Genomic DNA, 25,302 nt, shown 5'->3' with positions numbered 1-25,302 from the left:
TCTACTAGAGCAAAACTCTGTTTTCCAATATATTTTTCAAACTGATATGAGACTTTGATGGTCCGAACTTTATAAGACAATCTTGAAATTCAGCTAGTTCCTCAATAGATGCGGTTTGCACCTTAATGAGATAATTATATTCTCCACTAATGCGAAATAAATCAGTTACTTCCATAGCATTTTTACAAAAATCAGTGATCTCTTGGCAGTGTTCTGTTTTTAATAGAATGAAAGTGGTCGTGCCTCGATTCAGATCCCGTAAATTAAAAACGGTGTTATACCCAGAAATGATGTTTTTCTCTTCCAACTTGATGATTCTTTCTTTAACGGATGGTTGCGACATTGAAACCTCTTTGCTGATTTGAGAAATGGACATTCGTGCATTGTACTGAAGTAATGCCATGATCTTTTTATCAATGTCATCTATAATATGTTCCATATCAAGAGCCCCTGACCCCATTTAATAAAATAAACCCATTCACCTAAAATACCTTATATTCATTAACCATATTACTATAAAACTCTTATCTTTTGCATGTATCTCATGTTTTAATGCAACTATAATAAATATATATTATATAAGGGAGCGATTATAGATGAGCGTAAAAGGCCTTTCACATGTAGCGATCCAAGCCAAAGATTATAAAGCAACGATTTCATTTTATATTGAAGTTTTAGGGTTCAAGTTAGGTCATCATTGGAGTTTACCATTGTTTCAAATTAAAGAGGCTTCCATGCTGATTTCACCTGACCAAAGAACCTGCATTGAGATCTTTGATAACGATGCAGTCATTCCCGCTCAAGGGAAGAAAGCAACGTCTGAAGAAGATATAGCTCATGGAGCATTATTACATTTCGCCTTCTATGTAGATAATGTAGATGAAATGTTTCAAAAAGCTCTTGCTCATGGAGCAAAGGCTTTTATAAAACCGGATTACCTTACTCTAGGCGAACCGCCTCTTCTAATAAAGAATGCAGTCATTCACAGTCCCAATGGGGAAATTATCGAATTTATTGAAGATGTTGATTTTGATATGTCCACCAACTTGTAAAATCAGTAACCTGTTACTGTCGTGATAACACTCCACATAAAAGAAATGAGCATGCAATAAAAAAACAGCATTTCTGCTGTTTCGTTTCAAATAGTAATGGAACATCTCCAGCCCAAAGTGGCCAGTGGCATCGTATTGTGTCCACTACTTGATGCACAGGAATGTATGCAATCATCTTCATGTTCAGCCCAGCTTCGCGCCTTGCAGCAGCTGACGGCGTGTCCATTCGTTGGCGACGATCGCATCGCCGTCCAAGGACAGCTGCTCATACAGCCGTCTCCTCAGCACGGCGAGCAGCTCTGCATGATCAGCCTTCCCGATCAAGTTCGTCAGTTCGCCAGGGTCGCAGGCCATGTCGTACAGCTCGTCGACATCCGTTAAATTCCAGATGTATTTCCAGTCTGCCGTGCGGATCATCCGAAGCGTATACAACCCGAACTGCTGGCCGTTATAGGTCGACACGATGGCGTCCCGCCAACCTTCCGGCTCCTCCCCAGATAGCAGCGGCCAAAGCGAGCGACCCTGTAAATCCCCAGGATCAGACGTTTGCAAATCGAGAAGCTCCAGAATCGTCGGCGGCAAATCTAGAAAATTGTAGACGAACCGGTCGCAGCGCCAGCCTGGTTCGTCCTTCCCGCCGCCCGGCATCCGAACGATTAGCGGCACCCTTACAACATCGTCGTACATGATATAGTGCTTATCCATCATGCCGTGGGAACCGCACATGTCGCCGTGGTCTGCGGTAAAGATCACAATGGTGTCGTCCGCCATGCCTAGGCTCTCCAGTGTCCCCATCACCCGCCCGACCGCATCATCGAGTTGACTGATGACAGCGTAATAACGGGCAACGATCGGCGCCCAATCCTGCCAGCCGTAACCGGCGACGCCCCAGCTCTGCAGCTGCTGGCGCTGAATGTACGGCTTGCCGGCAAATGTCTCGCGGAAGCCTGCCCATTCAGGGATATCCGCAGCATCGTACATCCCTGCGAAGGGAACCGACGGTCGGCAGGGCAAGTGGGGTTCGCTGAAGTGCAGCGCCAGATGCCAGGGCCGTCCGTCATCCCGCAGCCGCTCCAGCGTCTCGCCCGCACGCGCGGCGAACCAATGCGTCTCCGTGTCCTCCAGCGGCAGCGGGCTCTTTTCGCCGAAGAAGCCGTTCTCGTAACGGACATCCGGATGCTTATGCAAGACGAAGTCTTGATATTCTGCTTCGCTAACGTACGACTCATAACCATAAGCCGTAGGGCCGTGCACCGGATTGACACCCCATTTGCCTAAATATGCCGTCGCATAGCCACTTTCCGAAAGCGCTCTCGTCCACGTATAGGATTCTGGCGGCAGTGCCATCACAGGCAGGGCACCGCTGTAATTCCATAGGGCGCCAAATGTCTCCGGCCTTCGTCCGCGCAGCAGTGACTGCCTTGAAGGCGAACACACCGGCAGCACAGAGTAGGCGTGGGAGAAGGAGACTCCCTGCTCAGACAGACGGTCCAGGTGCGGTGTGCGAATCGGATATTTGCCGCTGAAGCCGACGCAATCCTCTCGCAATTGGTCGGCTGTGATCAGCAGTACGTTAGGCCTCCGCTTTTTCACCCCGTCTGGCATGCGCTATCCGCTCCTTTCTTTCCGGTTGATGGGTGAGCCGGTCCGGTATTCGCGCGGCGAGCAGCCGGCATAACGAACGAACAGTCGACTGAAGAACGACGGATCGTCGTAGCCGACCATGGTCGCGATATAGATGACCTTCTCGTCGGACTCGAGCAGCATCCGTTTCGCCCGTTCGATGCGAATTTCGTGCAGCAGATCGAATACGCTCTTGCCGAACTCCTCGCGTACCAGCCGGTTCAGCTGCCGGGTGCTGACATTGAACAGGCCGGACAGCGCCTGAAGCGTAATTTTTTTGTCGAAATGGCGTTCGAGATAACCGGAAATCCGTCTGGCCATCATCACTCGTTCCGATTGGCGCGGGGATCTTTGGATACGATGGCTTTGCATATTCGCATAATAGCGGGACAGCAGCACAAGCAGCTCCACCATCTGCAGGCGGATCAATATCGTGTGGCCGGAGCCTCGGCTGCTGATCTCGCGGATCATGCTCTCCAGCAGCGCCAGCACGGACGACGCCTCCTGACCGTTCAGATTCAGGTAATGGTTGAAGCGGACATCCTGCTTCAGGAAGGGATGTACGTAGAAATAGTCCATCGATGCCGTTATTTCCAGCTCCTGTAGCAGCGCATCGGGAATAAAGGACGGCATGAACAAGCAATTGATAATTTCCATCTGTCCGCCGGGCTCTACGGAATAAGCATGCGTCTCGCCGGGATTGATAATGAACACGTCGCCTGCATGAATGTTGTAATGGTTGCCTTGGAAGATATGGACGCCCTGTCCTAGCACCACGTAGACGAGCTCAATGAACTCGTGACCGTGTTCGGCGACAGAAGCTTGCACCATCCGAGTGATCCAGAACGGAAATTCATCCTTCATGTAAATATTGCTTCCCAGTATTCGCTCCATCCTTCATCCCTCGCTTCGTAATCGGATCAAGAGTTTATGATCGCTTCGTGCCGCCCATCTGTCGCCTGATCGAATCGCTCACGGCGCGGATCCTGAAACCATTCGTCCCACGTCATCCCGGCTTCCGCCAGAATCTGCTCAATGCGCCTGCGGAATGGAAGTCCCGCCTCGCGGAGCTGCCGGTCCTTCGGATCCTCACGGCCGTTCAACTTCGCCTCCACCCAACTCTCCAGCTGCCGTTCCAGCTGGTCGGCGAGCTCCGGCTCCCGCTCCGCGAGATTCACCGTCTCTTCTGGATCAGCATCCAGATCATACAGCTCTCTTGGCGGTCTAGTAAAAGGCCCCGCGTCGTACGTGCGGATAAATTTGTAGCGGTTCGTCCTTACGCCGCGCGCCGCCTGCCAGGCGCATTCACTCAGGTAGACGGCGTCGTGCGTACTGTCCGTCTCGCTGCGGATAGAAGGCCATAAACTTCGGCCGTCCATTGCGGGCGGGTCAGCAACCTTCACAAGATCGATGCCGTCAGGTTTTTCGCTGCGTATCGCTTCCAGTACTGTCGGCATAATGTCCACCTGCTGCACGAGGCCCGGCACCCTGCGTCCCTCTGGAATACGACCCGGCCACCGCATAATAATTGGCACATGAACAGTCGGCTCGTACAAGCCGCAATGATCCCAGTAGATGTCGTGCTCCGTCAGACTTTCACCATGATCGCCGAACAGAATGAGCAGCGTATCCTCTTTGATACCTAACTTCTCCAGATGAGCGTCCAGTTCCTTCAAACGATCATCAAGATAGTGAATTTCTGCGTCGTATAGCGCGTCGTAGTAGGTGCTGTCGGTCACCGGACCAACAAGATCGTAATGGTGGTGCTTGAAGAACGGGTAGGCGGGATGGTTGTACGCCGGCTCCATGCTTCGGTTGTCCGGATCATACGGATCCCGCCCTGCTTCATAAAAGTCTGGAATATACGATTCCGGCGGCAAATAAGGGGTATGAGCGTCCCAATAATGAAGGAACAGAAAAAATGATTCGTCCTTGTGCTCCGTCAGCCATGGCATGGCCAGATCGTTGACGGTCTGACCATCGATCCAGCGATTTCCTCCAACGCTGTTCGTATAGTAGCGGTAGCCGCGCGCAAACCATTCCTTAAGCTGGTACAGATTGTCCACCGCCGACGTTGTGAAGCCTGCGCTGCGCAGCAGGTTCGGCAGCCACGGGGTAGATCTGGGCAGATGCGTCAGCTCAGAGCCGTGGGAGACAATCCCTGTCGTAAGCCCGACTTTGCCGGTAAAAATGCCGGTATGCGCCACTTCAGTCGGAATGTCGGCGGCATAAGCGCGTTCGAACAGCACACCTTGCTCGGCAATCCGGTCTAAATATGGGCTCGTCGGCTTCGGATAGCCGTACCCGCTCAAACGGGAGGCGCGAAGCGTATCCAGCGATATCAGTATGATCTTCATTGTATGCTGTCTCCTTCGGGATGTCCGGTAATCCGGTCCTTATTCACCTATCGGGTTATGCTCTCTGCGCCGCGTGCATGAACCGCAAATTAGCATGCAGCCAGCCGATCACGGCATCGCCGTTATCCTGCAGCGAGGCGGTAGCCGTGTCGATCACGATGTCGGGAGACTGCGGCACCTCGAACGGATCGGAAACGCCGGTAAATTGGCGCAAGTCGCCATTTCTCGCCTTGGCATATAAGCCCTTCACGTCACGGCGCTCGCACTCGCCGAGCGGGCACTGCACGTAAATTTCCACGAATCCGGGCAGCTGCGACCTCGCGTAGTCCCGCATTTCTTGGTAGGGTGTAATGGCGGAGACGAGCACATCCACGCTGTTGCGAGAGAGAAGCTTAGCCACGTAGACGATCCGTTTGATATTCTCAATCCGTTCCTCACGGGAGAAGCCAAGCCCTTTGCAGATCGTCTCTCTAAGCTCGTCGCCGTCCAGCAGCTCCACGTGCCGTCCTTGCTGCAGCAGCTCCGCCGCTACATGCCGGGCCGTCGTCGTCTTGCCCGCTCCCGACAATCCCATGAACCATATAACCGAACCGTGTTGTTTGTCCATGTTGATCGTCTCCTCTCGTCGAGTTCTTTCGTTTATCCGTTCGCGGGTACGTCAACGGGCATACCGCCGGACTGATGCGAACGAATCGCGGCTTCAATAACTTCCTGTGCGGCAAGCGCATCCGCTCCGGACGCCTCGATCATTTCCGGCGCATCGCCTGCCTTGATCTGCCCGATGAATCGATTGATCCGATGTGTAAACGTGTCATTGAAGCCCTGCATCCCACCGAACAGCGAATTGCGGACAACAAGCAGCTCGTCAGACTGGTGCGGATAATACGTCATGCTTTCGTACACGTTGTCAATGACAAACCTGCCTTCGTTACCAGCCACCTCGCAATATTCGATCGGATGGCGCATCGACATGTCGTAGCTGCCTGTCAAGTGGCCGACCGCGCCGGATGCAAACTCTAGATTGACGGACGCAGTCGACCAGCTCTGACGTCCCGGCGCCTTGGTCATGAACGCCTGCACCCGCTTTACATCACCGGCAAAATACCGCATGACATCGATGGAGTGTGGATGCAGAGCACGCATGTGCAGCCACTCCGTATCCTCCTGCGGATTCTGAATAGTTAGCCGCATATTGAGAAAAAGAAGGGAGCCTAGCTTTCCCGCTTCCATTAATTCTTTCGCTTTGTAAGCAGCTGGCGTAAAGCGGTGATTTAAATTACAGGCGAGCCGGACGCCTCGTTCCCGGGCGGCTGCGACAAGCGTCCTTGCTTCCTCGATCCGGTTGGAGATCGGCTTCTCCACAAGGACGTCCTTGCCAGCTTCGATCGCGATCATCGCTGGCTCAAAATGATGGCTGCCCTTCTCCACACCCGCCGTCGCAACGGCTACTACATCGATCTGCTCTTTAGCTAGCAGTTCTCTCAGGTCGGTATAAGCGGGAACGCCATGTTCAAGACCTGCCGCCGTCGCGCGTTCCGGCATCAGATCGCAGACAGCCGCAAGCTCCGTGTCCGGATGCTGCCGGTAGGAGCGACAGTGAATTTTTCCGATATGGTTGACCCCAACGACCGCAACCCGAATCATTTGGATGCCGCCTCCTCCTTGGATTGGAGGGAGCGTGCGCCGATAATATTGCCGATATGCAGCGACTCGTATGCCTGCTCGGACGAGGTGAACGTCTCACCTTTACCGTGCCAGTTCAGATTCGTATAGATAGGATTCGTACGTCCCGTCTGCTCTTCACGTCTCGCGATATGGTCCTCCATCCGCTTCGTCAGCAGCGCGACAACCTCTGGCTCCTGCTCTGCCAAGTTGTTGTTCTCCTCCGGATCTTGGATTAGATTATACAGCTCTACCTCCGGTTTGAAGTGGAAATCTGGCTCAAGCGCGCGGATCAGCTTCCATTCCGGTGTCCGCCAGCCGTGCTTGCGCATCCACGTGCATTCCGTCAGATACAGATCGCTGTTTCGGTCCGTTTCCTCGCTCGCAACCTGCTCCACTAGACTGCGACCGTTGAAGGAAATGCCGCTGTCGATGCCAATCAAGTCCAGCAGCGTCGGCATAATATCCGAGATGACCGTCACATCTTGAGTCCGCGTTCCTGCAGGCAAACGTCCGGGGAACTTGATGATGAGCGGCACGACAAGCGTACAGTCATATAGGCCATGATGATCAAAATAACAATCGTGTTCGTAAAGCGTCTCGCCGTGATCCGACGTGATAACGACAAGTGTCTCTTCCTCCAAACCAAGCGCGCTCAGCTTCTCGAAGATGCTTTGGATACAAGCGTCCATATAAGCAATTGCGCCATCATACTGCGCGCTGACATAGGCTTCATCGGTAACGCCTTCCGGGATCCATGACTTCAGAAAGTCGGCAAACGGCTTGAAATCATAAACCGGCTCCATAGAATGATTGGCCGGGTCCTTCTCGTCCTTGCCGTAAAACATCCGCTCGAACGGCGCAGGCGGCAAATACGGCGAATGCGGATCCATATGTCGCATGAACAGCAGGAACGGCTTATCGTCAGCCGCCAGCCGCTCCAGCTCTGGTATGGCGACGTCGTTCAGGTTTTGCGCCTTAGGCGTGCGTCCCGATTCGTCTGGGACCCACGATTCAAAATCAAGATACGTTTGGAAACCGCGCGATGACGGATTGCCCGTGAAGCCAACGCATGTCGTGTTATAGCCGTTCTCCGCGAGAACCTCCGGCAGCGTCTTGACGTGACTGCCGAGTGGACCTTCGTGGCGCAGCGCTACAACGTCAGTGCCGAACATGTCCATGCCAGTCAGCATCGATGCGTAAGCCGGCGTTGTCGGAATACCCGGGCTGAAGTGCTTCTCGTACAGAACGCCCTGAGCTGCTATTTTATCAAGATGCGGAGTAGTCAGCCTTGAATAGCCGTACGCACTCATATGATCCCTACGAAGGCTATCTATGCCGAAAAGTAGAATATTCGGTTTCTTACTTGCCATATTGAAATCCTCCTTTTGGATGAAAAAAATGATTTTATCGCGCGTTCAGCTGCTTAAGGACGGCATTTAGGTAGCCGTACGACTCAGCGGCTACGATGGATACATGCGCAAGCGTATGCTCCGGTGTGGCACCAATAACCTCAACGACGACCGGTCCTTCGTAACTTCCATCCACCATTGCTTTGCAGTAGCCATACAGATCGATGTCTCCGCGTCCACACGCCTGGAGGGCGATCGGTCCCGGTCCCTGCTCGCGTCCCTTGCAGTCACGGATATGAACGTGCTTCACCCGGCTAAGTACGGCGGGCAGCGCCTTCTCGGCATTTTCGCCGGCACGGTGAATATGGCTGGGGTCCATGTCGATTCCAAACGCCGGAGAAACGATGGCCTCCATCGCCCGCAGCGTGGTCGGCGTATTGTGAATGGCGTTGCCAACATGTGCCTTCACGCAGAGCGTGATGCCAAACGAAGCAGCTCTCTCCGCCATCCGTGCAAGCATCTCAATCGACGCCTGCAGGTCTTCTTCGACACCCAGCTTCCCGCCAGGGCCAACGTTAACGATCGGAATACCGATTTCAGCGGCAGCTTCGAACGCCGGCAGCAGCCGTTCCTCATTGAGCGACGCCACCTCAGTCGAGAGAAACGTCAGTCCGTTCTCCTGCACTATCGCTTGCAGCTCGCTCTTCTGCTGCTTCCAGCGGCTGAGATCCAAATGCTCGCACATGCCTTGAATCGCGGCGATCTCTACGCCGTCGTAGCCACAAGCCGCAATATGCTTCGCCGCTGTGGCAAAATCGAACTCTTTGAACAGCACGGAATTGACACCCAATTTAATCATATAAGAGTCCTCCTGAATGATCGATTAGTAAAGCATGTATAAGGCCTACGATACCTACAAAGGAATCGGAAGCATCGAAAAAGCATCACGTCATTTTACTGCGATTATTTCAAATAAAACGGATCGCCGTGCAGTGGCGGCAGCGGATGCGGCCGCACAACCTCGCCACCCCGTTCGTACGACTCCTGCACCGCGTGCACATACTCCAGCACAGCAAGCGCGTCACGTCCGCTGGCGCGCAGCGCATCGGGAGAAACCTTGCCATTAACATCCTCCAGAAACGCGTGCAGCCGGTTGTTGAACGTCCGGTTGAAATCGTTCGTACCGAAATCAGTCACTTCAGGCTCAGGCTGAACGCTGATGGCCGGAATGCCTTTGCTCGCTTTCCAGAATGACACTTTCTCGACGCAGTTCTCGATCGTGAATGTCCCTTTCGAGCCCGCTACCTCCAGACTCCACCAACCGCCTAATCCGTAGACCGCATCACCGCGCTGACTGAGTAGATAGCCGACGGCTCCGTTTGCGAACTTCATATGAATGCTGTTGATGGACACCATAACATCGCCTGCGCTGCGCCGGAAGCCTGGACGGTCGGAGAACGTCTGGATATGCGTAATGTCACCGCAGAAATGACGCATAACACTGAAGGGATGGGTTAGAAACGCCCTCATGTGAAAGTAAGGATGGCCTTTGATTTTGTCCGAGCCGGCAAGGGCGTAATTGAGCTCACCGCCATTGAAGCCCATTTTGGCCAGACAGTAGACCAGTTCGCCTACCTCGCCGCTATCCATATATTGTTTCGCTTTCTCTGCCGGCGGCGTGAAGTAATGATTCAGGTTGCAGCCCAGATACACATTCTGCTTCTCAGCAAAAGCAACCATTTGGCGGCCTTCGCGCACATCGTTGCACAGCGGCTTCTCCACCAGCACATGCTTTCCGTAAGACATCGCTTCCATCGCCGGTTCAAAATGCCAGCTGCCGTTGTCGATGCCGCCTGTCGTCACATCGACGACCTGGATGTCAGGCTCGTTCTCGATCATGTCCTTTAGCGTATAGTACGCCTTTACACCATGCTTCTCCGCAGCTGCGTCTGCTCGCTCCTTGATGACATCGCATACCGCAACGACATCAGCTAATTCATCCTCCTTGTAGCAGTTCGCATGGTTATTGCCGATGCCGTTCATGCCTACGATTCCGATTTTAACCGCCATGTTCAACGTCCCCTCGTCCTCTGAATTGGATAATCATATTCCTAGATAAGATCAATAGCCGAATCGTTAAGCCGTCATAGTTGTAAACGCTTTATGTTTCCATCATACTGTCTCTTTCTGTATGAATCATGGCGGTTCGGGACAAAAACCTTTCCGATCGAGACCGCTTTCATAAAAGGAGCGGCTCGATTTAAGTAACACGTCAGACTGGCGACATTGTTTGGTCGACCAAAGTCCTTGCGATGTGCCATATTTTGCTAAAAAAAACTATGACAAACCTAAATGAGCCCAGAGGGCAGAGTTTCTCCCAAGGGCTCGGTGGTTTCGTTATCGCGGATGGTTCCTTAAGCTCTTATTATTGCTTTTTCCTCCTTTTGGAGGACTGCAGATTCATTTGTTCTCTGTACTTGGTCACCGTTCTGCGTGAGATAAGCAATCCCTCGCTTTGCAGCAGCGATGCGATTTGTTGATCAGATAACGGTGAAGCTTGCTTCTCTGCTGAGATATATTCACGAATTCGGTCCTTTGTGTAAACCGATGAAATTGTTGTTCCGTCAGCATGTTTAATAGAGGAGGAGAAGAAATGCTTAAGCTCGAATAGTCCCCACGGCGTTCGAATATATTTATGGCTAATCGCACGACTGATCGTTGATTCATGCACTTGCAGTACCTCCGCGATTTGCTTCATGGTCATCGGCCGAATATGAACGGAGCCTTTCACACAAAACTCTGCCTGCAGCTCAAAAATAACACTGGACACCTTCAGCAGCGTCGCCTTTCTCCGCTCGATACTATCGATTATCCCTTTTGCCGCATGCCAGTTTTTTTTCAAATAGAGCTGAATATCCCTTGAAACATTCTGCTTCATCAAGTTCATATAAGAATCATTTAATGTGATCTCTGGAAGGAAACTATTTACTAGGAACACTTTGTATTCCCCTGCAATATGCATAAGCTTAAGATCCGGCATGATATATTGAGGCTTTTCCCTGCTGTACAAAGCTCCTGGCTTTGGATTGAGCGACTTTATCTTCGCAATGGCGGCATTAATTACCGCAACCTCTGTTTCGTATTTCTCTGCTAACAATCGCAGCTTCCCCTCCGCGATTCGGAGCAAATCATGCTGGACAAGCTTAACAACCAAGGGATCGGAATTATGCAGATGCCGCAATTGAAGGATAAGGCATTCTGTTAATGTTGAAGCTCCCACACCATACGGCTCTAAGCCTTGTATGACGCCGACAGCCTCGTCTACATGCCTTAACGAAGTGCCTGTTAAAGTAGAAATTTCATCTTTGTCATATAAAAGATAACCCTTCTCGTCCAGATTGCCGATGATCCATCGGCACACGACTAGGACCGTGTGGTCAAGCTTCATATAAGTCAGCTGCTCAATCAATACCGATTCTAAAGCTGGCTCGTTTGGATGGTCGACATCTAGCCACCAATCTAGTCCGGTGCTGCTTGCTTGATGAAGGCCGGAGAAATCCTTAGCTGGCTTAAGCTCAATAAAAGGATTATCCATTGATTGCTGCTTAATCAGCTCACTCAAATCCCAAACGGACATTTGTAGGACTTCCATGGACTGCCGCATCTGCGGGGTAAGCAGCAGCTTCTGTTCCTGCTTGCCGTTCAATGAGAGTTCCATGTACATTCCCCCTAGCCATTTAGTTGTAAGCGTTTACTATTACTATGTATTATAGCTTAAATAAGCTGTTAATATGGCCTATGCATAATCTGGGATTCAACCGTTCCGTATCGAGCAGAGCGATCAAGAAGAGTAACGACAACACCATGCAAAGGGGCAGCCTGAAACTTGAAATTCAAGTTTCAGGCTGCCCCTATGTTTTTCATTTATAAAATGGCTTATAGACCCAGCACACGCCGCTCCTCGTCCGTGAACATCCTCGATCGTGTCAGAAAACGTTGCCCCTCCGGCCCCTCAAGCGAGAACATCCCGCCTCTGCCAGGGACCACATCAATAATGAGCTGTGTATTTTTCCAATAATCATATTGGGCCTTGCTCATATAGAAGGGTGCATCGCCTATGTTTCCCAGCCATACGTCGCTGTCACCGACTAGAAACTCTCCTTGCGCATAGCACATGGGAGAGCTGCCATCGCAGCAGCCGCCCGATTGATGAAACATGACAGGACCATGCTTGGCCTTTACAGTTTCGATTAGCTCCAAAGCGGCATCGGTAGCAACAACCTTGCTCACTTCTGTCGTCATCGCAAGGTCCTCTTAGAAGAAGCCCAATGCGTCGGGGCTGTAGCTGACGAGTAGATTTTTTGTTTGCTGGTAATGCGAGAGCATCATTTTGTGATTTTCACGGCCGATGCCTGAGCTCTTATATCCCCCGAAGGCGGCATGAGCAGGATAGGCATGGTAGTTGTTCGTCCAAACACGGCCTGCTTGAATGCCGCGCCCCATCCGGTAAGCCGTATTCATATCGCGTGTCCATATGCCGGAGCCGAGTCCGTAGAGCGTGTCATTGGCGATCGCGAGCGCCTCCTCTTGATCCTTGAACGTAGTGACAGAGAGTACCGGCCCAAAAATCTCCTCCTGGAAAATTCTCATTTTGTTATGCCCCTTCAGAACGGTCGGCTGAATGTAGTAGCCTTCGGAAATGTCTCCTTCAACTGCTGCCCGATTTCCGCCGATCAGGCATTCGGCACCTTCCTGCGCACCGATGTCGATATAACTCATAATTTTCTCAACCTGCTCGGTAGAGGCCTGAGCCCCGATCATCGTTTCCGTATCAAGAGGGTTGCCCTGCTTGATAGCGGCGACGCGTTTCAAGGCTCTTTCCATAAATTGATCATAGATCGATTCTTGAATTAACGCGCGAGACGGGCTCGTACAGACTTCCCCTTGATTCAGGGCGAACATCGCAAAACCTTCGAGTGCTTTATTAAAGAAGGCGTCATCACGAGCGGTCACATCCTCAAAGAATATGTTTGGCGATTTCCCACCCAGCTCCAAGGTGACTGGTATTAGGTTTTGCGAAGCATACTGCATAATTAAACGTCCTGTTGTCGTCTCGCCGGTAAAGGCAATTTTTGAAATCCGGCTGCTCGAGGCAAGCGGCTTGCCCGCTTCAAGTCCGAAGCCGTTAACGACATTCAGCACACCTGGCGGCAGCAAATCTTGAATAAGCTCCAACAACACCAAAATAGATGCCGGCGTTTGCTCAGCAGGCTTCAGGACGACCGCATTTCCGGCCGCAAGAGCAGGAGCAAGCTTCCATGTCGCCATAAGTATCGGGAAGTTCCACGGAATAATTTGACCGACGACACCCAGCGGCTCATTAAAGTGATAAGCGACCATATTATCATCTAGTTGGCTAAGCGAGCCCTCCTGAGCTCGAATACTCCCTGCAAAATAGCGGAAATGATCAATCGCCAGCGGCATGTCGGCCGCGAGTGTTTCCCGAACTGGCTTGCCGTTGTCCCAAGTTTCGGCAACTGCCAGCAGCTCCAAATTTGCTTCCATGCGATCAGCAATTCTGTTTAAAATGAGCGCGCGCTCCGCAACGGACGTACGGCCCCATGCATCCTTCGCAGCATGCGCCGCGTCCAAAGCCAGCTCGATATCCTCGGATGTAGAACGAGGAACCTCGCAAAAAACGCGGTTATTTACAGGTGACGGATTTTCGAAGTATTGACCCTTAACAGGTGCAACCCACTGTCCTCCGATAAAGTTTTCGTACCGTTTTTTAAAGGTAACCTTTGATCCGTTTTGTCCAGGTTGTGCATAAATCATATAGCTCAGCCTCCTTAAAATGGATTACACTAAATATATAAGCAAGAATTGTGCCAACTACTGAAATAAAGGCAAATCAATCTTTTCTTGAAAGCGCTTTAATAGAGCTGTTCTTTTCTGATACACTGGAAGTGTTTCATTTCGGAACATTCTTTCTTCCGGCTCTCCATTAATAAAAGCAACTATGGTATGCTCGGATTAGGATACCGATTACGATGGAGGTGTTCATTGTGATATCAGTGGAAAATAAATTTCTATCCGAAGCGGCGGCGTTATCTTGGAAGCGCTGTCAAGGTTTTGGTTTAAAACCAACCGACCCTGTTGACGATGATATTTTAACAGGAAGCCGTATTCACGCTCTATTAAGTGAAAATGAGCAAACGATAAATCATGTTGAGCAAGTATTCGAGCAAATGAACGTTGGCATTAAACAATCCGGTCAGATGGCGCTGTTTATCAATTCGGAGGGAACCATTATTCACACAGCCGGCGATGCCGATTTCTCCCACCGGGCATCAGCTGTCCAGCTGCAGGTAGGAGCCAATTGGGCCGAGAGAAGAAAAGGCACAAATGCCATCGGGATCGCTCTCGCGGAGAAAAAGCCTGTTCGTGTCCATGCTGAAGAGCATTATTTCAGCTCCAATCACTTCTTGACCTGCGCCTCAGCGCCCGTCTTCAATGCAATCGGCGAGCTGATCGGTGTGATCAACATTAGCGGCAAGCAAGAGCATTACCACGCTTATACTTTTACACTAGCCTGTATGGCGGCCTTCTCCCTACAGAACAAAATACTGCTGGAAGAATCGAAGCAGGAGCATCTCATTACGTTAAGAGAGCTTGAACATACCGCTCAGAACCATACGCTGCCGCTGCTCTCTCTCGGCCAGGATAACCGTATCCTTCGAGCTAACTATGCAGCCATCCGTATTGTTGGCAGCGATGCGATAGGCAAGGAATTTTCGAAGGTGGACGGCTTCGCCATTGAAACAATTCATAATAATCATCAGAGAATATGGCAGTCCGTTTCTATCCACAAACAGGCGGCAAACAAGCCCCATTTGTATACCTTCAAGGATATCATCGGTACATGCCCAACCATTATACAAAAGAAAGAGCTTGCCAAGAAGGCGGCTTTGACAGAATTTCCCGTACTGCTGCTCGGTGAGAGCGGGGTAGGCAAAGAGCTGTTTGCCCAATCGATTCACACCGCAAGTCCGCGATCAGCGGAGCCGTTCATTGCACTGAATTGCAGCGCTATTCCGGACAGCTTAATCGAAAGCGAATTGTTCGGATACGCGCGCGGCGCATTTACCGGGGCCAATAAAGACGGCAATGCTGGGAAGTTCGAGGCTGCGCATAACGGCACTATTTTTCTGGATGAGATAGGCGATATGCCTCTTCGGGCGCAAGCAGCTCTGCTAAGAGTGCTGCAGGAGGGAACAATCACGCCTGTAGGAAGCGCGAAGAGCAAATCGATTGATGTGAGAATCATTGCGGCAACCAATAAGGATTTGGCTGCAGAAATAAAAGTCGGCCGTTTCCGGGCCGATCTTTACTACCGTCTGAAAGGGATCAATATTATACTGCCCGCGCTGCGGGAGAGAAGTGATATTCTCGTTCTGGCAGAGCACTTGCTCCTGAAGCTTACCGGCCAACCACCTGCCTTGACGGAGAAAGCACAAGCGATGCTGCCTTGCTACAGCTGGCCTGGCAATATAAGAGAGCTAAACGGCATTCTTATGCAGGCTGCCTTCTTAGCGGATGGCAAAGCAATTGACGCGGAGCATCTATCACTTGAGCAGTCTGTTGAGCGCGCCCAAGAAAATAATGGGGAGACTCAACTCACTTTGAAAGAAACGGAGATTATCGCGATCAAAAAGGCGCTGAAGGCTGCAGAATGGAACTTGAGCAAAGCTGCCAGCCAATTAAAAATCGGAAGAACGACTTTATATCGAAAAATCGAGGAATACGACATTTCATTGTTCTAGCTAATAGCTACCAGTGTAGAAAGAAAATAAAGTATTAGACTGGACCCAACTATGAAAACAACGGCAGCCGTGGACGAAAAAAAAAGTCCAAGACTGCCGCTGTTTTATTGAACTATCATGTCCCGTTAGCTTAATCTGCAAAAACCCTTTTTGGTTGATAAGTTAAATGCAATCAAGAAACTCGTCTGCCTAGCTTTATCCTCTGTTAATCATCATTTAGATTTTTAAATTGAGCTATGATTAAATCAAGTTCATTCCCGTTTTCTTGTGTTTCTACACTATTGAATTTTGAAACATTGCGATTTTGGGATGGAGACTGTATAGCAAAAATTTCAATAATATCAGTAATAACAACTTTACAAATGGAGCATTCTTCTGTTTCAACAAATAAATACTTTTCATTCACTTCTCTAGAGATGCCTCGAACAAACTCATCAGCATTTTTAAATCTAATTACAATAGTACGTTGTTCTTTTACTGTCATTTCAATAAATTGCTGCTTATTCATCATATTATGCAATTTATCACCTTACTTTTTAGGATGTAGCAACAATATATAGCTTTACCATGCAAATTTTTCAAGTAAGTCAACATCACTTATTCTACACTGTAATTACACTATTCTGCCCGTTAGTTTAATCATAATTAAGCAAAAAAATTTAGAAAATCGGGCAATCTTATGCCTGCCTCCGTCAATTTCTCGTCCTGTTTCGCCCTTGGAATCTCTTCAAGCCTTAACTTAACCAGTCCAAGTTCCGAAAAAGAATATAACAAGATATTAGGGGAGATAACTTTGTCACCAAATAAAAGAAAAAAACTAAACAAGTCACGCGTGCTTTTGGTGACTATGGAGCGGATCTCGTTAATTCTAAATCCGGAAAAAAAAACATTGTACAAACCAAACACTGGCGGCCACATGTTCGTATTCATCGCGTTACTATTCGCGTGCATCGGCATATTTGCGGGCTCAGCGGCGGGWCTCTACGCAGTCCTCGAACTGTGGTTCGGTCTTGGCATGACTTACGCGGAATGCTGCGTAATGACCGCAGTCTTATTCATAACAGCGGTGATATTAATGTTTAAGGATGCGCGTGAACTTGAGGCGGATTAAATGCAATATAAGCGCCTGTATTGAACAAGCTGAAGGATCTGAGTTTAACAGGTAAAGTATTTGAAATGGTACACTTAATGGGATTATTTTCTGACAAAAAATAGACAATTGGGGAGTTTTCAAAGCAACAACGAGACGTTCACCGGCTAGAAGAAAGGAGCAGCTGTCGCAAACTGCTCCTTTGTTGTTCAACTAACGTTCTCCATTTTAAATTGATGTTCCGTTAGCTTAATTCAGATACCCTGAACTTTTCTTCATTTTTTCTTTAATCGATGTTTTAAACTCCACAAGATTCTTATTACTCAGTTCATCTTGAAATGTGACTTCACCATTATTCTTAGCCGCATCATAATTTATTTTTCCTTTGTCATCTATTCTAAACTTGCCCTGATAGAGACCGGAAATGACAAATGCTTCTTCTGAAGTAACCGGCCCTTCATATTTGTGCAAAAACAGAACAAACTTGTCATTCTTCTTTTTTATGTTAGATGCTGCAAATTCAAAAATCTTAATATTACTACCGTTATAACTTTCATCACCCTTAATTACCTCATTTACTTCTGCATCTGTGAGTTTAAAATTAGCACCCTCATATTCTGGTATTTGTTCGAATTCGCCAGTCATCGTAACTTCAACCACGAGTTCTGAATCATCTGTTATTTCTTCAAGGGTTGAATAAATGACCGCTAAATCGGCAATTGACGTTGATTGTGCATTATCTCCTTTCCCGCAACCCGTCAGAATCACCATTAGTATAGTGAAAATATGTATATACAGCTGTGGTTTTCTCATATCATGCCCCCTATGCTTCGTATTCCATCTATAGACGTTGTTTAGAAATCAATGGTTACGGTATCCAGAAAATCCCATTACTTAACTCGGTTTCGGTTGACTTCTATACAAAATCTTCAATTCTTATGAACATGTCACCCGCTAACTGAGAAAAGGGCTGCCAAGCGGCAGCCCTTCGGTATTTAACTATCGTACCCGTTAGTTTAACCAACTTTAATATAATCCGATTTGTGCAAGTCGTAAAGTGCTCCAGCGTTGAGTGTTTATTTTGAGCAACGAGACTTAGTTTCGCTTCCGTTTTTGGCTTTGCAAAGTTTTGGGCCACCGATAGGAAGGGACATGATCCAGCATTGTTTGGAAAATAACGCCCCATTCGCGTTCTTTTAATGCGCAAACCGGCTTATCCCGGTCAATCCCAAGGCTCGACGCCAAGTGTTTCAATTGCGGGGGGGTAAAGACGGTACTGAACGCTCCGTCGAAAGGTAACTGCGGATTTCTTAGCCCCCTTTCAGCAAGACCCGTAAACAAAGCGCTATAGCGGCATGGAACTTCAGGGCATGCCTTTCTCCTTATCGATATTATGCAACATTCCACCTTCGGCGGCGGCGAAAAATAACCCGGGGGAAGTGTCTGCACCAGTTCCATGTCATACCTCATCCTCCAGCTTAATAGCTCCGGATTCGTCACGACTGAAGAGGTAAACCGTTTGGCCGCTCCCTTCTCTAAAATGATGGCAGCCCGCTGCAGCGGGGTAGAAGGATCATCCAATAGCTTTCTCAGAATCGGAGTCGTAATTGAAAAAGGGATATTCGACACGACGCAAAAGGGCTCTCTTGGAAGGTATCCTCGCATAAAATCGCCATGAACGATTTTAATATTAGATTCGCCTTCCACCTTGCCGATCAATTTTTGAACATACGCGGCAGCGTGATCGCACCGAGGCCGGCCCCTATTTCAATAATGACGTCTTTTTTCGTAATTTTTGCCGTTTCGATCAAATCACGCACCGCGCGTTTGTTATGCAGGAAATGCTGACCGGAGAAGTTAGGGCTGCCTCCGCTTTTATTTGGATTCGTACGGGACCTATTCCCGGTAACGACGGGCTTTTTATTCTTTTTATGCAACACAAAAACACCTCATTCATTTGTTTAGGTAAATGAAAAAGGCGCACCACAAATAGACCCGAACCCGCTTTTAAAAAAACGGATGAGTCAACCTGTACCGCACCTCTTTTTACCGTAAACGCATGTAATGGGTGATCAAATAAAGCACCTCCTAAAAACTATTGCCATTATAACAAATTCACTAACGATTTCAAGTGTTGCCGCTTGGCACATGAAAAGGGCATTCATTACTGTAAACTTCCCGTTAGCTTAATGAAAATACTTTATTTTTCTAGTCTACAACTTTATTTACTCAGTCTAACACTTAATTTTTCTAGTCTAAGACTTTATTTTCTTCTGAAAACCAGCTGCCTGTAATAAGTAAAGGAGTACCCAGGGGGTACTCCCTTTTCATTTCAATTCAAAGTAGACGACATCATATATTAAAAAGTTCAGTTGTTCCTTCTTTTTGACCTGAATGATATGGTGGATATTGATTTGAAAAATGGATCATGAATAAAATTATGTTTATCTTCACAATTATAAGTGTAATTAAACGTAAGGAAATTGCAGGAGGTGATTGCATTGAAAATCATGATTTCCGCCTCGGAAGCAATGGAAAAAGGGGTATGGAAGGAGATCATTCGTCTCTTCGGCAGAGACGAAGATGAGGATTTTTGGCCTAAAGAGGAATTTATATTATCGGAGGAGCAAGCGCTTTTCTTGAATCTAATAAAAAAATAAGCTAACGTTTTTGTTGATCTCTATCCGTTTTGATCTATACTGTCGTGATAGAAAAACAGGGGAAAGGATGGAGAAGAAGGGTTTTGCCCCTCTCTCTCGTTTCCTCTCCCCCGTCTTATCAGGTCTTTATTCCGATATTGGCATGAGTTATCAGTTTAGCAACCGTTCCGTCTCCTTAATCAGCGACTCAACTCCATCAATGGAAGCCTCCATATGTTTTTTATCATCTGTAAGGAGTGTATAGCTGTGGCGAATCCTGGCTTCGAATCGGTCGGGGCTTCTAGGAAAGGCAGCGCATGCTGCAATCGCTCCTTTCTCATTCAACAGGTAGGTTTCGTTTATAGCAAAAAGCACCTGTGTCAAGCAACTGACAGCTCGGAAGAGATGGCCTGCAACATAGGACACATCTGTCCTGCTTATCCCTTTTTTCGCATTTGATACCGAAAAAACCGCCTCCCACAAAAATTTCGAGACAATGGCATTTTTCAGAGAAACAGGAAAAGAAGCCGTAACATTTTTCAACCGCTCGATTTTGCCATTCGGATCCCACAAGCTCCGGCACACTGCCGCCTCGCCCATATAGATTGAACTGCAGAAGGCATGAGGATGACCAGCCTGATAATGCACAGATATTTCCCCTCGCAAGCAATCCTCCACTACAGCGGTAACCTTATCGAGATCCCTGTATAGAAAATCAACAGGTACCGATTTGATTTTCAACCATCCTCCACCATTAACCCAAGGCCCCCACTCTCCGATCCGCGTAACTAGTTTTTTCTGTCTCGAATCGTCAAGATCTGCTGCTGCTTCCTCAAGGGCGTCGGTGTCGATTGGATAAGCAGATGCGTAATATATACCGACATCAATATCAGATTCCGGAGTATGAGTGCCCCTCGCGCGTGAACCTCCTAGGACAATCGCCTCGATACCGGGAATGTTCTGTAAACGCGAAACCGTTGCCTCTAAAATAGGTTCAATGTCCAGCATACATACCTCCTGTTTACAGTATACGATAAAACAAGAATGCGGCTGCGGCCAGTAAACCCGCTCCCGGTACCGTCACGATCCATGATAAAACGATGTGACGTACGATGACCCAGTTGACTGACTTTACTCCTGAATGCAGATTTGAGCCGATAATAGCGGAGGAGGATACGTGAGTCGTCGATACCGGCAGTCCAAATTTACTCGCAAACATGACGAGCAGGCTGGTTGTTAATAATGATGATAGACTGCTTTTATCGTCAAGGTTTGTAACTTTCTGAGAAAGCAGCTCCGTGACGGCCGCTCCTTTGACCAGGCTTCCAATTCCCATTGCTACCGTAATCAGCAGGAATAATGAGAATAGCGTTTTCATTTCAGCGCCATCGATTCCAATGAGAGCAGCCATTACGGCGATGCTCACAATTTTCGGCACATCGTTTAAGCTTCGGACAAAGCAGATCGCTCCGCTGGACAACCAGATTAATATTTTTCCTGCTTGCAGCGGTAAACGAACGTATTTAATCACGTAGGTCAGCAGCCATGCAATGACTAAGCCGACTAGTGGGCCAAATAGTAACGGCATCACTACTTTCTCAACCAGATTTCCCCATAAAATGCTCGATAACCCATAGGTTAAGCTCCCGACTGTCAGGATCGAACCAATTATGGCATGGGTAGTTGAGACAGGCAGAGCGAATCGAGTTGCAAGTGCTACCCAAAGCGCTGCGCCGACCGCTATCATCAGCGCCATGTTTCCGGTTATCGGGAAACCGGATCCTATTAGTCCTGTTGTAAACAATTTCAACAATTTCATGGAAATAAAAATCGATAATATGCCGCCGATTATCGTTACGCCTGCCCCATAGATCAGTGCTGTCTGCTTACTGGCTGCCCCGGATGCCAGTAAAGGAGCAATCCCCTTTGACACATCGTTTCCGCCATTTTCAACGGCTAACCAAGCTACAACGATAAATCCGATCACTGACTGTACAGAGAATCCTTTCAGAAGCCCTAACGCGACGAATAACAATGTCGTAATTACAGCGATAAATAATCCCGTTATCAAATTGGCGACCGTCTTATTCAGCTTAAACCATTCTATAAGTTGGGACCGGGCGGCTAGGAGCAAAACAATCCATCCTTTCGACCGATACAGAAAGCGCAGACGTTTCCCTTAATCCACGCATCGTGCCGGTAAATATATCTCGCAGCTGCTCAGTTCCAATATTTACGCGCGCATTAACCCAAATGGTCACGGCATCCGATTGCCATTGCAGAGAGGTCGAATGATCCGCATTATAAGAGTCCTGATTATGAACGGCGCTTATTTTCAAGCTGTTTTTAACATCCTGCGCCCACAACTTTAGATGTGCTGTCTCTGCTTTCAACGATCTAAATGAGATCAACATTTCTTCTATGATGGATGAGCAAACTTTTCCTACATCAAACATAGGTCCATTCAAAGCAATGCTGGCGTTTAACCAGCCAAGCTGCGCTTCGCCTTCCGCATAAATATCATAATCGATATCAAGCACTGGCAAATTTGCAGATTCCGCGAACTTTAAATAATGGAGCCAATCCGAGAGCCCGCTGCCTGTAAGCGCGGATAGCTGCAGCAAATGTGCCGAATCGAATTCACTTCGCAATCCGCTCAGCAATCTATCTATTTCTTCTGCGGACAACAAATCGGTCTTGTTCAATAAAATGCAGCCAGCATCCTCCAACTGCTTCTCGAATAGATATACAATTTCTCTCGTAAAAGCTGCGGACTGCGACATCATTTCCGCCAAACGACGAGGGTCAACAACGACACTGAGCGGACGAACCTCCAATAAATCGCCGTGCATGGCTTGCAATGGCCTAATAACCGTGGCCGTCAAATCCGTACAGCTGCCCACTGCTTCGGCAATGATCACATCGGGACTGTGGAGTTCAATGATTTCGTTGATAGAGTCTGCTAGTTTTTCGAAGCGGCAGCAAAAGCAACCGCCCTGAATTTGCTGAAGCGGCAATTCCTTGCGCAGCACCATTTTCGAATCGACCAGTTGTTCACCTTGATCGTTTGTAATACATGCCACTTTAAGGCCTTTCTGTCGCAATAGAGCAGCCGCAGACAACATCAGCGTAGTCTTCCCGGATCCCAAAAATCCGCTTAACAAAATAAGCTCCGATTTTCCCATCACAATCCTCCTAAGATGAAGACCACTTATAAGATTAATTCTTTACCGCAGGCATAAACCTTTAACCCCGAAGTATCTCCGTAAAGCACCTTCACTTCGATTTCGTATTCACCGCTTTGTGCATCTTGTTTTTGACTATAGGTGCCCCATGCTCTTCCCGTACTCCAAAAACCGGTATAGTCCTCTTGATTGATAACGGGTGCGAACTTCATCTCGGCGCGGGACATATCAAATTCAAAACCGCTTAGTGCAATAAGCAGTCCCCAGCTTGACATAGACCTTGCATAATGATGTCCACATTCCACTTCATTCCACGGATTACGGCGGTAACCGTCATGACGGTCACGCACCGCTTTTACGATCGTTAACCCTTCTTCAATAAAACCTTCATAGATGAGATGGGTCGCCACATGGTATTCGATTCCCGTCCATACTTCGTCGGAGTAAACGAAGGGCAGCTTCGGACGATCGCCGTTCGGCCATGAGCAAAGAAGAAGTCCTTTCTCATCATTTAACACATAGGTACGTTGGCAATTGATATGATTTAAAAAATCGGTTTTGAAATTATGCTTATAGACGGCATGAATGGCGCTTTGTACCTTTTCCTTCGGCAGAAGATAACCTAGACCATAGAGATGGGCTAATTGCTGACCAAGCATTTGATCCGATAAGCAGCCTAATCCATGCTGATATTTGTAGGCATTGACGTCATCCAAACGCTGAACGTAATACTCCCCATTCCACAGCAGCTCATCAAGGCGCTTCGAGCTTACTTCAAATGCCTCTGCATATTTTCGCGCGACTTCCTCTTCACCAAGATAGGCAGCCATTTCCTGTCCCGCACGGAGTGCACCTAGGAAAAAGATACCGGTCAATGGATTCGGTCCATAAAATTCAATGTCGTATGTATTATGCTGGACACCGTCGAATACCAAATCTCCATCCGTATCCCAGTGAATAGGGGCGTAGTTTAAAGTTTTCTTTATTGATGGCCACAACTTACGCAGAAATGCATCGTCACCCGTCAGCTTCCATTCCCTGTAGGCACGCATGATCGTTCCCATTTGCCCATCTGCAGCGGCCGGCGCAGATTGTCCGTGCCAAATCCATTTGGAATCGAACATCTTTAAGGAGCGAAATTCCATTTTCCCATCTTCCTGCACTTCCTCCAGAAACTCATTTTGCCGCATAGTTTGTTCCAGCTCCGGAAATAGAAAAGCAAGCGTCTGAGCATAATTCCAAACATGTGTACATGTACCATCACAACAGCCCGCCTCGTCAAAACAGCCCTCATAACCAAGAAAAAGACCATTTATCATTCGAAAACAAGTTGTACTTCTTAGTACGGTTATATTGCTCGATATCGCATCGATGACGTGCTCCGGCAAAGTGCTTGAAAAAAGTGCACTATGAAACAGCTTCGTCTCTCGCTCCAAACGAGTACGGTTATTCACGAGATATGACGCCGCAGCCCATGAGCTCTCAAATTTGGCAGCATAGTAATTCTGCGTAAGCTGCCTTCCCTCTTCCTTCACACAAACATTCTCGCTCCAGCCATTTAACCGATTAGGGAAATACCATGTCATTATAAACACAAACTCTTTCGTCTCGCCAGGAGCCAATGTTTCATACACGCCAAGCGATCCTGTATCGGATTTGTTTTTCTCGGACGGCGTTTCGTAACCTAGATCGTTCAGCAGACCGTCTTCAGTGAAGTCATCCCAGTACTCCTGAAGAAAATCGTACCAGGCTCCGCGAAGCCATGCGCGCTTATGCGTCAGCTTTGTATTTGTCGTTACTAGGGACAGGTTCCCATAATGCTCATCTTGCGGAGTGAGCTTGTTGGAACCGAATAATAATCCCGCGTATTCGCCTTCTTGACGAAACTCGTTTACATTCCCATCGGTATTCTTTAAATCCAAATTGCCGAACCGGTCGAAATTCACCCCGCCGACCGGATTCATCATCGAACCTGCGATAGTTACATCAACGGGTAGATCGGAAGTGTTCGTCACCCTATAGGTTAAATAGGCTCCGGGGATACTGGAATCATCAACATTTAACGGGATAAAGGGCGTAAAGGCTTCAAGGGTGACTTCTAACGGTAAATCCCTGTCTTCAAAATCGACCCACATGATTGGGTATTCCCCGCGGAGAGTCGACTTTTCCATTCGCGGAAGACCCGCTCCTGTTATGGGATGATACCCGTGGGAGAGGCTGTGCGACGGGTTTAATCTCGATTCCAGCACCTTGGCTACTGGTTCAGCTCCTTCCTGCTTAGCCCATATTGAGAAATAGGTATTGGGCATCATTTTCCCTTTGCCAGGTCGATTAAAGATTTCCCAATCCCGAAATTCGCCCCTGCTGCCGATAGAGATATTTCCTGTACCGATACCTCCGAGCAAGAAAGCCGCTTCCTTCGCTTCACCGGGATAAGTCCGCTGAGCAGCGGAATTATATAAATCCTCTTTTGTATACAATGTTGTTTCCACCCTTTCACCCTGCTATTTGTTTGTTTC

General features: G+C 48.5%; 24 protein-coding genes. 4 read left to right on the top strand and 20 right to left on the bottom strand.

Features of this window, described 5'->3' with window-relative positions; genetic code table 11:
* Positions 1-4: 4 nt before the first annotated feature.
* Complete coding sequence (locus AC787_RS24150) at positions 5-439, bottom strand: Lrp/AsnC family transcriptional regulator (protein WP_054027528.1); 435 nt, start codon at positions 437-439, stop codon at positions 5-7.
* A 157-nt stretch (positions 440-596) separates the two neighbouring features.
* Here AC787_RS24150 and AC787_RS24145 point away from each other — a divergent pair, with 157 nt between their 5' ends.
* A complete protein-coding gene (locus AC787_RS24145) occupies positions 597-1,052 on the top strand; it encodes a VOC family protein (protein ID WP_054027527.1) in 456 nt (151 codons plus the stop codon).
* A 183-nt stretch (positions 1,053-1,235) separates the two neighbouring features.
* On the opposite strand, the gene AC787_RS24140 is transcribed toward AC787_RS24145, so the two are convergent.
* The 11 genes from AC787_RS24140 to adh form a co-directional block, all read right to left on the bottom strand.
* Entirely contained in the window at positions 1,236-2,657 is a 1,422-nt protein-coding gene (locus tag AC787_RS24140) for a sulfatase-like hydrolase/transferase (RefSeq protein WP_054027526.1), read from the bottom strand.
* Between the two features lie 3 nt (positions 2,658-2,660).
* The gene (locus tag AC787_RS24135) at positions 2,661-3,569 is read right to left on the bottom strand and encodes an AraC family transcriptional regulator (protein ID WP_054027525.1); all 909 of its coding nucleotides are present in this window, start codon (positions 3,567-3,569) and stop codon (positions 2,661-2,663) included.
* Between the two features lie 26 nt (positions 3,570-3,595).
* The gene (locus AC787_RS24130; RefSeq protein WP_054027524.1) at positions 3,596-5,032 is read right to left on the bottom strand and encodes a sulfatase; all 1,437 of its coding nucleotides are present in this window, start codon (positions 5,030-5,032) and stop codon (positions 3,596-3,598) included.
* A gap of 55 nt (positions 5,033-5,087) precedes the next feature.
* Positions 5,088-5,675 (bottom strand): adenylyl-sulfate kinase, encoded by a 588-nt coding sequence (cysC, locus tag AC787_RS24125; protein ID WP_414731003.1) that lies wholly within the window; start codon positions 5,673-5,675, stop codon positions 5,088-5,090.
* Complete coding sequence (locus tag AC787_RS24120; RefSeq protein WP_054027522.1) at positions 5,672-6,676, bottom strand: Gfo/Idh/MocA family protein; 1,005 nt, start codon at positions 6,674-6,676, stop codon at positions 5,672-5,674. The genes cysC and AC787_RS24120 overlap by 4 nt, the downstream gene beginning before the upstream one ends.
* On the bottom strand, positions 6,673-8,067 hold the full coding sequence (locus tag AC787_RS24115) for a sulfatase (protein ID WP_054027521.1): 1,395 nt from the start codon (positions 8,065-8,067) through the stop codon (positions 6,673-6,675). The genes AC787_RS24120 and AC787_RS24115 overlap by 4 nt, the downstream gene beginning before the upstream one ends.
* Before the next feature lie 34 nt (positions 8,068-8,101).
* The gene (locus tag AC787_RS24110) at positions 8,102-8,905 is read right to left on the bottom strand and encodes a sugar phosphate isomerase/epimerase family protein (protein ID WP_054027520.1); all 804 of its coding nucleotides are present in this window, start codon (positions 8,903-8,905) and stop codon (positions 8,102-8,104) included.
* A 104-nt stretch (positions 8,906-9,009) separates the two neighbouring features.
* On the bottom strand, positions 9,010-10,116 hold the full coding sequence (locus AC787_RS24105; protein WP_054027519.1) for a Gfo/Idh/MocA family protein: 1,107 nt from the start codon (positions 10,114-10,116) through the stop codon (positions 9,010-9,012).
* 355 nt (positions 10,117-10,471) lie between these two features.
* Positions 10,472-11,764: an RNA polymerase factor sigma-54 gene (rpoN, locus tag AC787_RS24100; protein WP_054027518.1), complete on the bottom strand. Its 1,293-nt coding sequence runs from the start codon at positions 11,762-11,764 to the stop codon at positions 10,472-10,474.
* Between the two features lie 218 nt (positions 11,765-11,982).
* Complete coding sequence (locus AC787_RS24095) at positions 11,983-12,348, bottom strand: DUF779 domain-containing protein (protein WP_054027517.1); 366 nt, start codon at positions 12,346-12,348, stop codon at positions 11,983-11,985.
* A 12-nt stretch (positions 12,349-12,360) separates the two neighbouring features.
* A complete protein-coding gene (gene adh / locus AC787_RS24090) occupies positions 12,361-13,881 on the bottom strand; it encodes an aldehyde dehydrogenase (protein WP_054027516.1) in 1,521 nt (506 codons plus the stop codon).
* A 230-nt stretch (positions 13,882-14,111) separates the two neighbouring features.
* Here adh and AC787_RS24085 point away from each other — a divergent pair, with 230 nt between their 5' ends.
* On the top strand, positions 14,112-15,869 hold the full coding sequence (locus AC787_RS24085) for a sigma-54-dependent Fis family transcriptional regulator (protein WP_235561103.1): 1,758 nt from the start codon (positions 14,112-14,114) through the stop codon (positions 15,867-15,869).
* A 205-nt stretch (positions 15,870-16,074) separates the two neighbouring features.
* Here AC787_RS24085 and AC787_RS24080 read toward each other — a convergent pair whose 3' ends face one another.
* The gene (locus AC787_RS24080) at positions 16,075-16,380 is read right to left on the bottom strand and encodes a hypothetical protein (RefSeq protein ID WP_054027514.1); all 306 of its coding nucleotides are present in this window, start codon (positions 16,378-16,380) and stop codon (positions 16,075-16,077) included.
* 282 nt (positions 16,381-16,662) lie between these two features.
* Between AC787_RS24080 and AC787_RS24075 the strand changes: the two genes are divergently transcribed.
* On the top strand, positions 16,663-16,980 hold the full coding sequence (locus AC787_RS24075; RefSeq protein ID WP_054027513.1) for a hypothetical protein: 318 nt from the start codon (positions 16,663-16,665) through the stop codon (positions 16,978-16,980).
* A 228-nt stretch (positions 16,981-17,208) separates the two neighbouring features.
* Here AC787_RS24075 and AC787_RS24070 read toward each other — a convergent pair whose 3' ends face one another.
* From AC787_RS24070 to AC787_RS35110, 3 genes are all read right to left on the bottom strand, one after another.
* Entirely contained in the window at positions 17,209-17,772 is a 564-nt protein-coding gene (locus tag AC787_RS24070; protein WP_054027512.1) for a hypothetical protein, read from the bottom strand.
* 282 nt (positions 17,773-18,054) lie between these two features.
* Entirely contained in the window at positions 18,055-18,624 is a 570-nt protein-coding gene (locus tag AC787_RS32985; protein WP_268760210.1) for an rRNA adenine N-6-methyltransferase family protein, read from the bottom strand.
* A 50-nt stretch (positions 18,625-18,674) separates the two neighbouring features.
* Positions 18,675-18,899 (bottom strand): rRNA adenine N-6-methyltransferase family protein, encoded by a 225-nt coding sequence (locus AC787_RS35110; RefSeq protein ID WP_054027510.1) that lies wholly within the window; start codon positions 18,897-18,899, stop codon positions 18,675-18,677.
* A gap of 561 nt (positions 18,900-19,460) precedes the next feature.
* Here AC787_RS35110 and AC787_RS34515 point away from each other — a divergent pair.
* Entirely contained in the window at positions 19,461-19,619 is a 159-nt protein-coding gene (locus AC787_RS34515; RefSeq protein ID WP_162839328.1) for a hypothetical protein, read from the top strand.
* A gap of 150 nt (positions 19,620-19,769) precedes the next feature.
* Here the strand turns inward: AC787_RS34515 and AC787_RS24055 are convergent, their stop codons facing one another.
* From AC787_RS24055 to AC787_RS24040, 4 genes are read right to left on the bottom strand one after another with little or no spacing between them, the layout of a single operon-like run.
* Positions 19,770-20,606 carry a nucleotidyltransferase domain-containing protein gene (locus AC787_RS24055; protein WP_054027509.1) on the bottom strand — a complete coding sequence of 279 codons (837 nt, stop codon included), beginning with the start codon at positions 20,604-20,606 and terminating at the stop codon, positions 19,770-19,772.
* Positions 20,607-20,619: 13 nt separating this feature from the next.
* On the bottom strand, positions 20,620-21,732 hold the full coding sequence (locus AC787_RS24050) for an inorganic phosphate transporter (protein ID WP_235561102.1): 1,113 nt from the start codon (positions 21,730-21,732) through the stop codon (positions 20,620-20,622).
* Positions 21,692-22,783: a GTP-binding protein gene (locus AC787_RS24045; protein WP_054027507.1), complete on the bottom strand. Its 1,092-nt coding sequence runs from the start codon at positions 22,781-22,783 to the stop codon at positions 21,692-21,694. The genes AC787_RS24050 and AC787_RS24045 overlap by 41 nt, the downstream gene beginning before the upstream one ends.
* Positions 22,784-22,809: 26 nt before the next feature.
* The gene (locus AC787_RS24040) at positions 22,810-25,275 is read right to left on the bottom strand and encodes a GH116 family glycosyl-hydrolase (RefSeq protein WP_200930760.1); all 2,466 of its coding nucleotides are present in this window, start codon (positions 25,273-25,275) and stop codon (positions 22,810-22,812) included.
* Between the last annotated feature and the right edge of the window lie 27 nt (positions 25,276-25,302).

The organism is Bacillus sp. FJAT-28004 (assembly GCF_001280845.1).
Lineage (GTDB): Bacteria > Bacillota > Bacilli > Paenibacillales > Paenibacillaceae > Pristimantibacillus.
The sequence above is the reverse complement of the archived record's forward strand: the minus strand, read 5'-3'. Positions and strand labels throughout refer to the sequence as shown.